General features: G+C 56.8%; 13 protein-coding genes and 2 pseudogenes. 3 read left to right on the plus strand and 12 right to left on the minus strand.

The genetic code is table 11. The annotated features are described in order from the left end of the window. Positions 1–152: 152 nt before the first annotated feature. The 12 genes from ACZRMS_RS25065 to hmpA form a co-directional block, all read right to left on the minus strand. Positions 153–1415, minus strand: a complete 1263-nt coding sequence (locus ACZRMS_RS25065; RefSeq protein ID WP_463997506.1) for an efflux RND transporter periplasmic adaptor subunit — start codon at positions 1413–1415, stop codon at positions 153–155. Beyond that, positions 1402–2880, minus strand: a complete 1479-nt coding sequence (locus ACZRMS_RS25070; RefSeq protein ID WP_463997514.1) for a TolC family protein — start codon at positions 2878–2880, stop codon at positions 1402–1404. Before ACZRMS_RS25070 ends, ACZRMS_RS25065 begins: the two co-directional genes overlap by 14 nt. Beyond that, complete coding sequence (locus ACZRMS_RS25075) at positions 2873–4078, minus strand: ABC transporter permease (RefSeq protein WP_463997507.1); 1206 nt, start codon at positions 4076–4078, stop codon at positions 2873–2875. The genes ACZRMS_RS25070 and ACZRMS_RS25075 overlap by 8 nt, the downstream gene beginning before the upstream one ends. Next, a complete protein-coding gene (locus tag ACZRMS_RS25080) occupies positions 4075–4764 on the minus strand; it encodes an ABC transporter ATP-binding protein (RefSeq protein ID WP_463997508.1) in 690 nt (229 codons plus the stop codon). Before ACZRMS_RS25080 ends, ACZRMS_RS25075 begins: the two co-directional genes overlap by 4 nt. A gap of 186 nt (positions 4765–4950) precedes the next feature. Beyond that, positions 4951–5418 carry a hypothetical protein gene (locus ACZRMS_RS25085; protein WP_463997509.1) on the minus strand — a complete coding sequence of 156 codons (468 nt, stop codon included), beginning with the start codon at positions 5416–5418 and terminating at the stop codon, positions 4951–4953. Between the two features lie 270 nt (positions 5419–5688). Next, positions 5689–6576: a heme o synthase gene (gene cyoE, locus ACZRMS_RS25090; RefSeq protein WP_019823751.1), complete on the minus strand. Its 888-nt coding sequence runs from the start codon at positions 6574–6576 to the stop codon at positions 5689–5691. 11 nt (positions 6577–6587) lie between these two features. Beyond that, positions 6588–6914, minus strand: coding sequence for a cytochrome o ubiquinol oxidase subunit IV (gene cyoD, locus ACZRMS_RS25095; RefSeq protein WP_016779556.1), 327 nt, complete (start codon positions 6912–6914; stop codon positions 6588–6590). Then, positions 6914–7537, minus strand: coding sequence for a cytochrome o ubiquinol oxidase subunit III (locus ACZRMS_RS25100; RefSeq protein WP_037031938.1), 624 nt, complete (start codon positions 7535–7537; stop codon positions 6914–6916). The genes cyoD and ACZRMS_RS25100 overlap by 1 nt, the downstream gene beginning before the upstream one ends. A 3-nt stretch (positions 7538–7540) precedes the next feature. Further along, positions 7541–9565 (minus strand): cytochrome o ubiquinol oxidase subunit I, encoded by a 2025-nt coding sequence (cyoB, locus tag ACZRMS_RS25105; protein WP_048359144.1) that lies wholly within the window; start codon positions 9563–9565, stop codon positions 7541–7543. Positions 9566–9568: 3 nt separating this feature from the next. Further along, the gene (cyoA, locus tag ACZRMS_RS25110; protein WP_463997510.1) at positions 9569–10507 is read right to left on the minus strand and encodes a ubiquinol oxidase subunit II; all 939 of its coding nucleotides are present in this window, start codon (positions 10505–10507) and stop codon (positions 9569–9571) included. Between the two features lie 809 nt (positions 10508–11316). Further along, on the minus strand, positions 11317–11826 hold the full coding sequence (locus tag ACZRMS_RS25115) for a disulfide bond formation protein B (RefSeq protein WP_463997511.1): 510 nt from the start codon (positions 11824–11826) through the stop codon (positions 11317–11319). A 222-nt stretch (positions 11827–12048) separates the two neighbouring features. Then, on the minus strand, positions 12049–13221 hold the full coding sequence (hmpA, locus tag ACZRMS_RS25120) for an NO-inducible flavohemoprotein (protein WP_463997512.1): 1173 nt from the start codon (positions 13219–13221) through the stop codon (positions 12049–12051). Between the two features lie 153 nt (positions 13222–13374). Here hmpA and norR point away from each other — a divergent pair, with 153 nt between their 5' ends. The 3 genes and pseudogenes from norR to ACZRMS_RS25135 form a co-directional block, all read left to right on the plus strand. Continuing rightward, positions 13375–14919 carry a nitric oxide reductase transcriptional regulator NorR gene (gene norR / locus ACZRMS_RS25125; RefSeq protein WP_463997513.1) on the plus strand — a complete coding sequence of 515 codons (1545 nt, stop codon included), beginning with the start codon at positions 13375–13377 and terminating at the stop codon, positions 14917–14919. Positions 14920–15043: 124 nt separating this feature from the next. After that, positions 15044–15214, plus strand: a pseudogene (locus ACZRMS_RS25130) (helix-turn-helix domain-containing protein); the annotation flags it as partial. Between the two features lie 124 nt (positions 15215–15338). Continuing rightward, positions 15339–15509 (plus strand): annotated as a pseudogene (locus ACZRMS_RS25135) (helix-turn-helix domain-containing protein); the annotation flags it as partial. Positions 15510–15558: the final 49 nt, after the last annotated feature.

A 15558-nucleotide genomic window follows, 5' to 3' on the forward strand; every position in this document is an offset into this window, starting at 1 on the left:
GTCATTTGCTCTGGGGGGTACCTGCTGGCAAGCGGACTGCTGATTAGCATATTGCGACCTTATGCGGCCGCCACAGGAATCAGCAAAATGCAGACAATGTTGCCGGCGACGGCTTAACAGCAGTAGGGGTCGGGTTGTGAGCTATCCCGCTTTCACAAGTGCTTCACACTCACAAACCCGGGGGTCAGCCCGAACACCTCAACCCCTTGGGTGGTGGATTGGCCGATCGTGACCTCGCGCCGGATCACTGGCGCGTCAAGGTCTTCACGGTGCTCCACGAAGCTCCCGCCCCCTGCCTGTTCAACCGCCCCGTGAGGGATGATAAAACTGTGTTCATTGCGGTATGTCACGATCGTCATATAGACACTCATGCCCAGCCGAACGGCCTTGAAATCCCCGCTCTCTGGGGCATTCACGGTGATGGTGATCGGGAATCTGGCAGCATTGCCTGCATTGTCATCCGGAATGGCCAACTGACTGATAGCGCTGACGTAACCACTGAGTGCCCGCCCCGAAAATCCATCGCCAGCTATAGCAACTTCCTGGTTAAGGGCAAACGTGTTCACGTCCGACTCCGCCACCTGGGTAACCACCTTGAGCCCTTTCATGTTCGCCAGCTTGATCAGTTGCTGGCCTTTGGCCAAAAGAGCGCCCTGGTGCAACGCCCCCACTTCGCCCCCTGTCGTCTGCGGCGCCCCAAGGGACAGCACAACACCCGAAAATGGAGCATAGAGGGTCTTGTGTTCCAGCAAGGCGCTTAGCTGTTGATGGGCGATGGATGCATTCTGGTATTCCATATCGGCAATGGTTCTGGCCTCACCCTTGCCGGCCACCTGCACATTTTTGAGTTCCCTTGTGGCTGCTGTCAGTTCAAGGGATTGAAGGTAATGCTGCTGCTTCAAGGCATCACGTTCATTACGCGGGACAATGCCTTTTTGATACAGCGCCTCGACTTGAGAAAGCTCAAGCTCAAGACTGCCTGTGGACAGTTCGGCCACTCTGAGGGCCTGTCTGGCCCGCGTCATTTCCGGCCCCGTAGCCCATGTCTTGTAGACCTCAACGGCCTGCTGCATTTTCAGTTTGGTGGCCAGGGCGTCCCTGACCTTGATGTCCAGCAGGGCCGTATCGAGCGACAACAAGACCTGCCCCTGTTCGATCTGCATGCCCGGGCGCAATTCATTGGCCAAGGCAAAACCATCAAAAGGAACGGTGATGATGGTTGTCTCAACCGGTTCGATTTTGCCGACCAGGCCGATCTCATGCTCCAGTTTCTGGCTACCGACAGCCACCCAGGAAACTGCGGCGTCCGGCGCCGCTGGCAGGTACAACACCAGCAACAAGATCAGTACCAGCCCCCCTGCCGCAAGAGACTTCCAGCCCCCCGTCAGGGCCTTTAACCGGTCAAAAACTCTCAAGTGAAATCTCCCAGCTCTCCAGCATGACGCCCAGCAGCAGATCCAGCTGGGCTCTGGCATCCAGATATGAAATCTTCGCGCTCAAATTGGCATCTTCCGCCGCACGCAGGTCGGCTTCGAAACTGATGATTTGAAAGTTGCTGGATCGCCCCGCATTCAACTTGTCGCTCTCGATGGACAGCTTGCGCCTGGAGAGGTCCATCACCCGCTGGGAGATTTCAAGCTGACGCCACAGGGTGTTAAGCCCGCGAACCGAATCGGTGATCTGGCGTTTCAAATCAAGACGCGCCTCTTCTTGGAGCAACTGCTGCTGCTCAACCAGGCTCTGGGCATTGACCTTGCCCTGGCGGATGCTGATATCTCCAATGGGGATCTCCAGCTTCAGGCCTGTGTAACTGTCCCACGTCCGACTGGAACCTATGAGACTGTGCTGATCCCGTTGCTGATTGACTCCCACCACCCACGACACATCCCAAAGAGCTCTGTCTTGGGCGACCAACAGGTTGATCGCTGCCTGCTCGCTCTGTAGCAGTGTCGCCAGGTATTGCGGCTGCCTGGCCTGCGCCACCCCAAACGCCGTCGCCTGATCAATATCAAGCCGGGTCACTTGCAGGGTGTCACTGGCACGTACAGGCGTCGCCAGATCGAGTGCCAATAACTTGAGCATCAGTAATCGACTCGCTTGCAGCTGGTTTTTCGCCTCTTCTACCGCCAACTCCTGTGTCGCGATATCCGCTTCGATCTGGACAACGTCAAACTCCGCAACTCGTCCTGCTTCAATCAGCTGTTTGTTGACCTTGAGGAGCAAAGCGGCCCGCTCAAGCGCCTCCAGGGCAAGCGTCACCTGACTCTGGGATTTCATCAGCGTGCGATAGGCAGCAATGATGTCGTACAGGGTTTGGGATACGTTCGCCTTCACATTCAGCTGGTTGACTTGCTCGGTCAGTTTGGCCAGGCGCAAGGGTGCCGTCGCGACCTCTTTACCTGCCCCCCTGAGCAACGGTTGAGTCAACGTCAGCCCCAGGCCATCACTGCTCAGGTCGCCCGTTTTTTTCGTGGCACTGAGCTTCTGGCTCCAGCTCAGATCAAGGTTGGTCCCGTATTCACTTAGCAAGCTCACCGAGGGCGTGATGCCGGTAGAACGACCGCTGTCGGCGCTGCCCTTGGATAGCCCGTGAGTACCACTGAGCTTCAGTTTTGGGTTGAACATGTCATCCGCCACAAGCAGCTCGAACTTCTCCCGCAAGCGCTGGAGCTTGAGGCTACGAATGCTGTAGTTGCGGCGCAGGCCCAGCGAAACGGCTTCAGCCAAGGACAGATCGATGGAATGCTGACTCAACAAGTCACTGCGCAATTCGCTCTGAAGTGTCACGCGGGTGTCGACCCGGGCCGGGGCTGCCGCCAGTTGTTTCGACAGGATCAAAGCACAGCACGCCGCGCTTGTAATAACGACCAGTTTAATAATCACGAAGCGCCTCTACAGGTGTAAGGCGCGAAGCCGCAATTGCAGGTTTCAACCCAAAGAAAACGCCAACCAGTAACGTACTTGAAACGCCCAACGGGATGGACAGCATCGCCAACTCAAACGCCCAACCCGATACCAAGGCATACAACCAGGCCAGTGCAATACCGACACCCGCCCCCAACACAGCACCCACTGTACTGAGCGCGAGCGCTTCGACCAGAAACAGATTGCGTATGTCCTGGCGGCGAGCGCCAATTGCCATTCGTAAACCGATTTCAATACGACGCTCAGAAACATTCATATACATCACGTTCATGACGGCAACACCGCCCCCTACCAGCGTAATAACCCCCAGCGCCATCAGCAGATAATGAAAGGTTTTATCCTGGCGGCTCATGGCCTCCATTATTTGTTTCGGGGCGACCATTTCGACAGTGCGTGTTTTAAATGCACGGCTCAAACGTTCCAGTATCAGCGGCATGACCCGTTCGAGGTTATGCGCAGGTATGACACGCATAACCACATTAAAAATACTTGCGCCACTGTCCACTCGGGCAAGCCCCCGAAACGGAATAAATACCGAATCATCGGTCAATACCGGATTGATCATTGAGGTGCTCGCGGGCTGCAATACACCGACCGTCCTGAACAAGTAACCCTTGATCCTGAGCCAATCGCCGAGTTGGACTGTGAGACCGCTATTACTCAGAGAAGCCGCCACTTTATGACCGAGCACAACGACATTATCGTCACGATCAAAGTCATGTAAAAAACGCCCGCGGCTGACAGATAAATTCATCACGCCCAACAGTGCCGGTTCCGTCCCGACAATTTTCGCATCGACCTGCTGATGATTAAAACTGACCTTGCCCGAAACATCCGAAACAGGTGCAATTATTAGTCCCTGCAAATCAAGCGCCCGGATTTTTTCAGCATCGCTCCAGAGAAGGGAGTCTTCAATATTCAAATCGTTATTAAGATTGGCAATCAAAGTATCAACACCCATATCTTGAAATATTTTCGCCGCATCCTGTCCGGCGTTATGGCCAATATTAATCACCGCCACGATAGAGCCACTACCAATCACAATGCCTAACAACGCCAGTACCGAGCGTTTGCCCAGGGTACGAAAACTGTCGAGGGCATCTTCAACAACCTGGGCCAGGGCGGGGGTTATCAACCGGGTTAAAAAACTCACGGCCGGAGTTCCTCAACACCACCACTTCGCACGACAACCTGACGCTGCATGAGCTGCGCGACACCCATGTCGTGAGTCACGATCAATAGCGTTACGTGTTTTTCTTGTTGTATCGACAGCAGCAGTTCCAGAATTTCACTGGCGGTCTGGCTGTCCAGACTTCCAGTCGGCTCATCGGCCAGAATCAGGGACGGCTTGCCTACCAGAGCACGAGCGATGGCCACTCGCTGCTTTTGCCCGCCTGACAGGTCGGCGGGCCTGTAACTGGCACGCTGCGCCATGCCCACCCGCTCCAGCATGAACATGGCCTCTTCCAGGGAGCGCGCTCGATCCATTGCGCGGTATCGAAGCGGCAAAGCCACATTCTCGACAACACTCAGGCGGGGGATCAAATTGAAGTTCTGAAAGATAAAGCCGATGTTCATCTTTCGAAGGGTTGGCAGGTCGTCACTCTGAGCTTTGGATATCGGGTGCCCCATGAACAGGTACTCGCCCTCATCGGCAAAGTCCAGCAGGCCGATAATGTTCAATAGCGTACTTTTGCCGGACCCGGACGGGCCGACAATGGCGCAGGTTTCTCCCACGTCAATCTGAAGATCAACCTGACTGATAACCGAATTCAACTTACCGTCATGATGGTAAGTTCTGCTGACCCCTGTCATTGAAATGCATTTAAAGTCGTGCATTACAAGCATGTACCTTTCACCAATAAGCCAAGAGATCAACCACCCCACAACATCTTTATGTGCGCAGTGAAACCAAGCAATTAAAACCAGCAGATATACTTTTACTGCACACCCTTTCCTCCCGAAACATTGAAAAGAAAGAGCGCGCAACCTCACACCCCAGAAACTGGCACGAGCACAACTGACTTAGAAATAGACCGAACTGGTCCAGCATTCGGGATCGTTAAGTGATTTATCAAAAACAAACTGGAAGTACGCCTCGCCCTTCGAAGCACCCAACCCCATATTACTTCGTTGCAGCGTGAGGTTATGCCAATTACCATCCTGCTTCATCCTGTCAGGGGATTTGCTTGCACCGTCGCTGACAAAGTGCGGCACTTTGCCAGCATACAAGTTTATATTAGCCTTATCGCCGCCTTTCTGACCGTTAGAACGGGTAATTTTGTAGCGGGTGACATGTACCCATTTACCTACCTGAAAATGATTACCTACAACGCCTTCAACAATACCGGTAAAATTTCCAGACTTGCAGGAGAGCGTGAAAGTTTTTGACTGACCCACGCCAACATTAAGAGTGGTCGCAAAGCTGGCGGTTGCCGGCAGACAAACTAGAGACGCTACAACAACAAGTTTCCTAAACGAGAATTTGGACATGCTTTATACCTTAGTTCAAATTAAGCAGAACTTCCTGATGAAGTTAAGCCCGGGCATTTGACCATTAGTACGCCATTAATAATGCAGGAATTTCCCTAGGGGACCGTAAGAATACAAGTAACCAAAGACCACACACAAAACCAAATAACAACTAATTATCAAAATATCCTACGCCCTATCCCCGCCCACTCTCGCCATACTCAGGCCTGAATCCCAGCCAAAAAAAACCCCGCTCTTCTTTCGAAGGCGGGGTTTTTCGGTCTGGCGTTCTTAGTGCGCGTAAGTCAGCAGCAACTCGGCAGGCGCTTTGAAATCCAGAGACATCATGACGCTCAGGGCGGTGATGGTGAAGATCGAGAACACGAACAGCTTGCGTGCCCAGACCTTGTCGTCGACGGCCTTGTAGCCCGTCCACGCCATGTACAGCCAGTACATGCCCATCGCGGCTGCCACGGCCATGTAGCTCATGCCGGCGTAACCACCGAGGGTGAGCATCAGGGTCGCGATCAGGAACGCGAGGATGTAGAGCAGGATGTGCTTCTTGGCAACCTTGATCCCGCGCTTCACTGGCAACACCGGAATCGATGCGGCCAGGTAATCGTTGAAGCGGAAAATCGCGATGGCGTAGGAGTGCGGCATCTGCCACAGGCTGAACATCACCAGCAGGGTCAGTGCGGCCATGTCGAAGTTGTTACTCACAGCCACATAACCAATAACCGGTGGCATTGCACCCGACAGACTGCCAATCAGCGTGCCGTGAACCGACTTGCGCTTGAAGTACAGGCTGTACAGACCGACGTAAATCACGAAGCCTATCGCTGCGAACAGAGCCGCCAGCGGGTTGGCCACGCGATACAGCAGGGCAAGGCCGGCGACCCCCAGCAAGGTGGCGTAAATCAATGCCACCTTGAGGGAGATCAGGCCTTGTACCAGTACGCGGTTCTTGGTGCGGTCCATCTTGATGTCGATGTCGCGGTCGATGCAGTTGTTGAACACACAACCGGACGCTACCACCAGGGAGGTGCCGATTACCGCGGCCAGGAACAGGGCAAGATCGAAATGCCCCTTCGAGGCCAGGAAAAACCCACCTGCCACAGAAAGCACGTTACCGAAAATGATCCCCGGTTTGGTGATTTGGATAAAGTGCTTAAAGGACATCGGGTCTTACCTCACTTCGCCATCATTTCAGTGTGGATGCTGAACATGATCCACAGGGACAAGCCCACCAGCAGCACAATAACCAGCGCAGCAAATACCAGCGCGGTGACGTTGTTGCGTTGTGCAGGCGAACGGTCCAGGTGCAGGAAGTACACCAGGTGAACAACCACTTGCACTACGGCGAACAACAGCACGATCGCCAGAGTGGTGAATTTGGGCAGCGATGGGTACATCACCAGCCCGAACGGAATAACGGTCAGGATCACCGACAGGATGAAGCCGATTGCATAGGACTTCACGCTGCCGTGGTTGGCGCCGTCGGAATGTGCGTTAGCCATTACAAAGTCCCCATCAGGTAAACAACGGTGAATACGCAGATCCAGACCACGTCCAGGAAGTGCCAGAACAGGCTCAGGCAGCTCAGACGGGTCTTGTTGGTCGAAGTCAGGCCGTTTTTCTGCACCTGATACATCATGATCGCCATCCAGATCAGGCCGCTGGTCACGTGCAGACCGTGGGTACCGACCAGGGTGAAGAAGCCGGACAGGAAGCCCGAACGGCTAGGACCGTAGCCCTCGGAGATCAACAGGTGGAACTCGTTGATTTCCATGGCAATGAAGCCTGCACCGAGCAGGAAGGTCATGCCCAGCCAGAACAGCACCTGCTGCTTCTTGCCCTTGAACAACGCCAGCATGGCGAAGCCGTAGGTGATCGAACTGAACAGCAACAGGGCAGTTTCACCCAGTACGTACGGCAGTTCGAAGATGTCGTGGCCCGACGGGCCACCTGCAACGTTGTTTACCAATACCGCGTATACCGCGAAGATCGACGCAAACAAGATGCAGTCGGTCATCAGGTAGAGCCAGAAACCAAAGATGGTTGTCTCGCCCGCGTCGTGGTGTTCCTCGTGCTCATGGTCGTGACCATGAGCGTGTCCAGCAGTGGTCGCTAAGTTCGACATGGTTTAAGCCTGTTCCAACTTGGTTTCAACACGAGTAGCCGGGATTGCTTTGGCGGCTACCAGACGCTTGTGCTGCTCAGCCTCGATACGCTCGATGGTCTCAACCGGCACCATGTAGCCTTGATCGTCGCGGGCAGCGTGGGCAACGAAGACCACGACAGTGCCAACCAGACCAACGATGGCCAGCCACCAGATGTGCCAGATCATTGCGAAACCGAACACGGTCAGCAAAGCACCCATGTACACACCGGTAGCGGTGTTGTTAGGCATGTGGATCGGCGAGTACTTGGCCGGAGCCTGGTACGCAGTACCGTTTTCCTTGGCTTCGGTGAACGCGTCGATGGTGTCGACTTTTGGCACTACAGCGAAGTTGTAGAACGGAGGTGGCGACGAAGTCGACCATTCCAGAGTGTGGCCATTCCATGGATCGCCATGCTCGCAGGCGTTCTCTGGCAGCTTGCGGTCACGAATACTGACGTACAGCTGGATCAGTTGGCAGGCAATACCGATAGCAATCAGTGCCGCGCCGAACAGGGCCACGTACAGGTAAGGCACCCACTCAGGGTTGGTGCTGGCGTTCAGACGACGGGTCATGCCCATGAAGCCCAGCGCGTAGAGCGGCATGAAGGCAACGAAGAAGCCGACGCACCAGAACCAGAACGCTGCCTTGCCCCACTTCTCGTTCAGTTTGAAGCCGAACGCTTTAGGGAAGTAGAAGCTGAAGCCTGCGATGTAACCGAATACCGCGCCGCCGATGATCACGTTATGGAAGTGAGCAATTACGAACAGGCTGTTGTGCAGTACGAAGTCAGCACCCGGGATGGCCAGCAGTACGCCGGTCATGCCGCCGATGGCGAAGGTCACCATGAAGCCCAGGGTCCACAGAACCTGGCTGGTGAAGCGCAGACGGCCCTGGTAGATGGTGAACAGCCAGTTGAATAGCTTGACCCCCGTCGGGATCGAAATCAGCATCGTCGCCAGACCGAAGAAGGCGTTGACGCTTGCACCCGAACCCATGGTGAAGAAGTGGTGCAGCCAAACCATGAAGCCCAGCACCGAGATCGCGCCGGAGGCGTAGACCATCGAGTGGTGACCGAACAGACGCTTGCCGGTGAACGTGGAGATAACTTCAGAGAAGATACCGAACGCCGGCAGAATGAGGATGTATACCTCAGGGTGACCCCACGCCCAGAACAGGTTGACGTACATCATTGGATTGCCACCAAGTTCATTGGTGAAAATGTGGAAATCCATGTAACGGTCAAGTGTCAGCAGAGCCAGGGTAGCGGTCAGGATCGGGAACGAAGCCACGATCAGGACGTTTGCCCAGGTGCAGGTCCAGGTGAAGATCGGCATGTCCATCAGTTTCATGCCAGGAGCACGCATCTTCAGTACGGTCGCCAGGAAGTTAACCCCGGTTAACGTCGTACCAAGCCCCGATAGCTGTAGCGCCCAGATGTAGTAATCCATCCCCACGCCCGGGCTGTACTGCAGGCCCGACAGTGGCGGGTAGGCAACCCAGCCGGTCTTGGCGAACTCGCCGACGCCCAGCGACAGGTTGACCAGCACAACGCCGGACACCAGCAGCCAGAAGCTCAGGGAGTTCAGGAACGGGTAGGCAACGTCACGTGCGCCGATCTGCAGCGGCACTGCAAGGTTCATCAGGCCGGTGAAGAATGGCATCGCCATGAAGATGATCATGATCACACCGTGAGCGGTGAAGATCTGGTCATAGTGTTCAGGCGGCAGGTAGCCAGGCGAACCCTCGGTGGCCATGGCCAGCTGGGTACGCATCATGACGGCGTCGGCAAAGCCGCGCAGCAGCATGATCATGGCGACGATGATGTACATCACGCCGATTTTCTTGTGGTCGACTGACGTTAGCCATTCGGTCCACAGGTAGGTCCACTTCTTGAAGTAGGTGATTGCTGCAAACAGTGCCAGACCACCCAGCGCGATCATGGCAATGGTCACCATTACGATCGGCTCGTGGAACGGGACCGCTTCCCAACTTAATTTACCAAACATCGTTTACTCCTCTGCCCCGGCAGCTGAATGCGAACTTGTGTCCACCCCATCGGTCCCGGCCACTTCTTTCTTCTCGTGCTTCACCGGCTTGCCTGGAGTCATACCTTCGTACTTGTCGACGATTTTCTGAAACAGGTTCGGTGTGTACGTGGAGAACAGTTCAACGGGGTTGTTCTGGCTGGCTTTGGACAAAGCAGCGTATTCAGCTTCATCAAGCTGTTTAGGTGATGCTTTGACTTCACTAACCCAGGCATCGAATTCAGCCTGAGAAGTCGCAATCGCTTTGAATTTCATGCCAGTGAAACCGGCACCGCTGTAGTTGGCAGAGATGCCTTCCATTTCAGCGTTGCGGTTGGCAATCAGGTGCAGCTTGGTCTGCATACCGGCCATGGCGTAGATCTGACCGCCCAGGCCCGGAATGAAGAACGAGTTCATGACCGTGTCAGAGGTGATACGGAAATTGACCGGAGTGTTGGCCGGGAACACGATCTTGTTGACGGTGGCGATACCCTGTTCCGGGTAGATGAACAGCCACTTCCAGTCCATTGCCACCACTTCGATGGTAATCGGCTTGACGTCAGATTCGAGCGGACGATACGGGTCCAGCGCGTGGGTCGATTTGTAGGTGATCACGCCCAGGGCGATGATGATCAAAATCGGCACGGTCCAGATCACAACTTCGATCTTGGTGGAGTGCGACCACTTCGGCGTGTAGGTAGCGCTGGTGTTCGACGCACGATATTTCCACGCGAAGACCAGGGTCATAATGATGACCGGCACTACGACCAGAAGCATCAGCAACGTAGCGGTGATGATCAGATTACGTTCTTCGACCCCGACCTGCCCCACTGGATCCAGCAGCGTCCACTTGCAACCTCCCAGCAACAACATGCCGAAAAGTGGCAATAAGCCAAGGAGTCTGGGGTACCTTTTTTTAGTCATCTCACGACCTCTAAAACAGCTTGCACAATGCAGTTGGTTTTTTTCGCCAACACTTCGCCCTGCCAAGGGTTGGCTCTTTTCCGGAATTGAATAAATGCCTGCTCTATCACCATCAGGCGAACGGGCAAATTCCGGGTTAGCAGTGATTTCTTATTCGATACGTGGTCAATGGCCTTGTTACAGACCAATTCCATTTGGTGCGGAACTTAGAAGGGTTGCCAGTACCTGGGAGTCGCATGGGGCGCCTGTCATGAACCGCCCAGTCGCCCTTCAACTTCCCGCTTGGGCTCAGGGATGAGCAGGCTGGACGTTCAGTGCGGGCGATTGTAGTTAGGTAGCTCTCTATAAACCATGTCTCATCCGGAAATAATTCTTCTCGGCTCCAGTAACAATCCCTACCTATTATTACCCCCCGTGTTTCAAAGCCCCCCTCATCCAGGGCCGAAGCACGCCAATGGCGCGCGATTTTAACGCCCCTTTTTAGCGCACGAAAGCCCCCTCCCCAACCTGCTTAAACGCCCAAATAAAAAGGGCTACAGCCGATTTGCATGGTGTCACGCGGCGTACTTTTCAAGCCTGCCATCAGCAGCGGATCGCTTCACTCGTGTTACATGAAGACATACGCTTGCAAGACCGCTTGTCAGACCAAAACACGCCCTGCGACAATTTCTCCGTGACAATATGTCGCAGTGCCGCGCAGCCCTTTTCGGCGTCGAATCACATCCCCTTTACATTTGCTCTCGGGCAAAAAAATGCCCCGCACTTCCAAGGGAAGAACGAGGCGGCCCAAGCAAAATTTAACCTTTTGCTCAGTCAGCTTTTTTCCGGTTGCGGTAAATGCCCAGCGGTACCAGCACCGCGGTCATTACAAAGGCCGCCAGCGCCCACTGCGCCAGCGACAGGCCGAGCACGGGCGGATACGGGGTTGAGCAAAAACCGTCGACCTGAAACCCCAGCGGGAAGATCGCCGCCAGCGGCAGACCATCGACAATCGGTTGCAACGCGTCAAGACCGCAGCTCACCGCAGGGTTGGCCAGGATATAAACGTGACGCCCGGCAGCGACAATGCCACCGATGGCGCTCAGCACGACCAGCACTTCAAGCACTGTCAGGCTGCGCCGGCCAGGCATCGCGGCGCCTATAAAGGCAAAGATCGCGATCAGCAGCAGGGCATAGCGTTGCAGGATGCACAACGGGCAAGGCGCCTCGCCGAGCACGATCTGCATGTAGAGCGCACCGCCAATCAGCGCCAGGCAGATCAGCCCCAGCAGGACCAGGAAGCGTTTCTCCCGACCCAATTGCATCATGTCTTCCGTCATCCCGCGTCCCTTTGCCTGAGTGTGTAAAGCGCGCAGTTTACACCCTGCCCCCCGGGTTGGATGTATCTGAACGCCGCAGGAAAAATGTCGCAGGGGGATTAATGGGGGATTAAGGCCCAGCTTTTGTAGCCGCTGCCGCAGGCAGCGATCCTGCTTTGCAAGGCCCTGCGGCCCTTATCGCAGCCTGCGGCAGCGGCTACAGCTTTTAACCTGTATTGGCGGTTATTTCAGCTCGGCCGCCGGGCCGAAGAACTCGTAGCGGCTTTGCTGCTCCGGTACGCCCAGGGCTTTGAGGTGGCGTTTTACGGCGCCCATAAAGCCCTTGGGGCCCAGGAAGTAAGCATCCAGATCGCGCTCTTGTGGCAACCACTGTGCCAGTACTTCCTCAGTCAACAGGCCTACATGATCTGCCGACTCATCCTGCTCGGCGTAGCAGTAGAAACGCTGCAACTGGGGGTGCTGTTCTGCCAGTTCATCGACCCAGGTACGGAACGCATGCACCTGGGCATTGCGCGCGCAGTGGATAAAGTGGATCGGGCGCTGTGTCGCCAGTGCGGCTTCCAGCATGGCCAGGGTCGGGGTAATGCCCACACCGCCACTGATCAGCACCAGCGGTTTTTGGCTGTCGGTCAGGGTGAACTCGCCCGCTGGCGGGAACAGTTCCAGGGTGTCACCCACGTTCAGCCGGTCATGCAGGAAGCTGGACACCACACCGCCGTCCTCACGCTTGACGCTGATGCGGTAGCGACCGACCTGGGACAGCGCCGACAGGGAGTAATTGCGACGCACCTCTTCGCCATCAATCATCAGCTTCATGCCGATGTACTGGCCCGGGGCGAAGTCGAGGATCGGTTGCTGGTCGACCGGGCGGAAGTAGAACGAGGTGATTTCTGCGCTTTCCTGGATCTTGGCCGCCAGCTTGAACTCGCGACCGCCACGCCAGCCACCCGGTGCAGCGGCTTTTTCGTCATAAATGGCCGCTTCGGCACCGATCAGGATATCGGCCAGCTGATTGTAGGCCGCGCCCCAGGCGCTCAGCACTTGCGGGGTGGCGATGTCGCTGCCCAGCACTTCTTCAATCGCCCGCAACAAGCAGCTGCCGACAATCGGGTAGTGCTCGGGGAGGATTTGCAGCGCAACATGCTTGTTGATGATTTTGGCCACCAGGTCGCCCAACTGATCGAGCTGGTCGATGTGCCGCGCATACATCAATACACCGCGCGCCAGGGCACGCGGCTGGTCGCCACTGGCCTGGTTGGCCTGATTGAACAGGGAGCGCACCTGCGGGTACTCCGACAACATCATGCGGTAGAAGTGTGTAATCAGCGCTTCACCGCCGCTTTCCAGCAGCGGCACGGTGGATTTGACGATGGCACGATCCTGAGCGGTAAGCATAGGGTGACTCCTGAGCACGTAGGCTTAATCAATTACCCTTTACCTATCAGTTTCCGTGCCAAGTTTAAAAACCTTTAAAATCAGTATCTTATAATCATACTAGTCATTTTGACTCTGACTGCTTTATAGTCATAACGACTAGATGAGGTCAAAATGACTGCAAAATCCCTGCTCACAACCCTGCTGCCCCTGGTTGCCGACCTGTCGCGCGACCTGCCTGAAAGCGAGCGCTATCGGCGCCTGCTGCAAGCCTTGCGCGCCCTCCTCCCCTGCGATGCTGCTGCCCTGCTGCGGCTGGACGGCGACTGGCTGGTGCCGCTGGCAGTGGACGGCCTGAGCCTGGATACGCTGGGGCGCCGCTTTAAAGTCAGCGAACACCCGCGCTTTGAAGCCCTGCTCAGCAGCCCCGGGCCTACGCGCTTCCCCAGCAATTGCGAGCTGCCCGACCCCTATGACGGGCTGGTGGACGGACTGGCCGAGCACCTTGAAGTTCACGACTGCATGGGCTGCCCGCTGTTTGTTGAAGAGCGCCCCTGGGGGCTGCTGACCCTGGATGCCCTGGACCCCAAGCGCTTCGAGCCGATCGGGCTGGACGACTTGCAGGCCTTTGCCAGCCTGGCCGCAGCCACGGTCAATGTGGCGCAGCGCATCGAGCGGCTGGCGTTGCGGGTCGAGGATGAGCAGCAAAAAGCCGAGTTCTATCGACAGGCCAGCGGCTCGCCCAACAAGGAACTGATCGGCCAGAGCAAAATCCACAAGCGCCTGCTGGAAGAAATTGCCCTGGTGGGCGGCAGCGACCTGACCGTCTTGATCACCGGCGAGACCGGTGTCGGCAAGGAGCTGGTGGCCCAGGCCATTCACGCCGCATCGCCACGGGCAGACAAGCCGATGATCAGCCTCAACTGCGCCGCCCTGCCCGATACGCTGGTGGAAAGCGAGCTGTTCGGTCATGTGCGCGGGGCCTTTACGGGTGCTACTCAAGACCGGCGGGGCAAGTTCGAACTGGCCAACGGCGGCACCCTGTTTCTGGATGAAGTGGGCGAGCTGTCGCTGACCGTGCAGGCCAAGTTGCTGCGGGTACTGCAGAGCGGGCAGTTGCAGCGCCTGGGCTCGGACCAGGAACATCAGGTCAATGTAAGGCTGATCGCAGCGACCAACCGCGACCTGGCCGAAGAAGTGCGCAGCGGGCGCTACCGCGCAGACTTTTATCATCGCCTGAGCGTCTACCCGCTCCGGGTGCCGGCCTTGCGTGAGCGCGGACGGGACGTGCTGTTGCTGAGCGGGTTTTTCCTGGAGCAAAACCGTTCCCGCATGGGCCTGGGCAGCTTGCGCCTGAGCCCCGACGCCCAGGCCGCGCTGGTGCATTACGCCTGGCCCGGCAATGTGCGCGAGCTGGAACACCTGATCGGCCGCAGCGCCCTTAAAGCCCTGGGCAGTTGCAGTACGCGCCCGCGCATATTGACCCTGGCCGCAGCAGATCTGGATTTGCCCGCGACCCACGACGACACTGCAGTGGTTGAGCCCCAGAGTGTGCTGGATGCCGTCGGCGACTTGCGTCTGGCCACCGAAAACTACCAGCGCCAGCTGATCAGCGCTTGCCTGGAGCGTCATCAACACAACTGGGCCAGTGCTGCCCGCGAGCTGGGGCTGGACCGGGCCAACCTGGGACGGATGGCCAAGCGGCTGGGGCTGAAGTAAACCTGCCACCTACTGTGGGAGCGGGCTTGCTCGCGATGCAGGCGATGCGGTCGGCCAGCCAAATCGAGGCGATGCAATCGCGAGCAAGCCCGCTCCCACAAATTATGCAGTGGTTGAGCCCCAGAGTGTGCCGGATGCCGTCGGCGACTTGCGTCTGGCCACCGAAAACTACCAGCGCCAGCTGATCAGCGCTTGCCTGGAGCGTCATCAACACAACTGGGCCAGTGCTGCCCGCGAGCTGGGGTTGGACCGGGCCAACCTGGGACGGATGGCCAAGCGGCTGGGGCTGAAGTAACCCTGCCACCTACTGTGGGAGCGGGCTTGCTCGCGATGCAGGCGATGCGGTCGGCCAGCCAAATCGAGGCGATGCAATCGCGAGCAAGCCCGCTCCCACAAATTATGCAGTGGTTGAGCCCCAGAGTGTGCCGGATGCCGTCGGCGATTTGCGTCTGGCCACCGAAAACTACCAGCGCCAGCTGATCAGCGCTTGCCTGGAGCGTCATCAACACAACTGGGCCAGTGCTGCCCGCGAGCTGGGGCTGGACCGGGCCAACCTGGGACGGATGGCCAAGCGGCTGGGGCTGAAGTAACCCTGCCACCTACTGTGGGAGCGGGCTTGCTCGCGATGCAGGCGATGCG

The sequence above is a fragment of the Pseudomonas sp. B424 genome (genome assembly GCF_055408345.1).

Excerpts from the sequence above, each read along its gene's own strand:
- ACZRMS_RS25080 (WP_463997508.1), bottom strand. The coding sequence starts at position 4,764 with ATGCACGACTTTAAATGCATTTCAATGACAGGGGTCAGCAGAACTTAC.
- ACZRMS_RS25085 (WP_463997509.1), bottom strand. The coding sequence starts at position 5,418 with ATGTCCAAATTCTCGTTTAGGAAACTTGTTGTTGTAGCGTCTCTAGTT.
- cyoE (WP_019823751.1), bottom strand. The coding sequence starts at position 6,576 with ATGTCCTTTAAGCACTTTATCCAAATCACCAAACCGGGGATCATTTTC.
- cyoD (WP_016779556.1), bottom strand. The coding sequence starts at position 6,914 with ATGGCTAACGCACATTCCGACGGCGCCAACCACGGCAGCGTGAAGTCC.
- ACZRMS_RS25100 (WP_037031938.1), bottom strand. The coding sequence starts at position 7,537 with ATGTCGAACTTAGCGACCACTGCTGGACACGCTCATGGTCACGACCAT.
- cyoB (WP_048359144.1), bottom strand. The coding sequence starts at position 9,565 with ATGTTTGGTAAATTAAGTTGGGAAGCGGTCCCGTTCCACGAGCCGATC.
- cyoA (WP_463997510.1), bottom strand. The coding sequence starts at position 10,507 with ATGACTAAAAAAAGGTACCCCAGACTCCTTGGCTTATTGCCACTTTTC.
- ACZRMS_RS25115 (WP_463997511.1), bottom strand. The coding sequence starts at position 11,826 with ATGACGGAAGACATGATGCAATTGGGTCGGGAGAAACGCTTCCTGGTC.
- hmpA (WP_463997512.1), bottom strand. The coding sequence starts at position 13,221 with ATGCTTACCGCTCAGGATCGTGCCATCGTCAAATCCACCGTGCCGCTG.
- norR (WP_463997513.1), top strand. The coding sequence starts at position 13,375 with ATGACTGCAAAATCCCTGCTCACAACCCTGCTGCCCCTGGTTGCCGAC.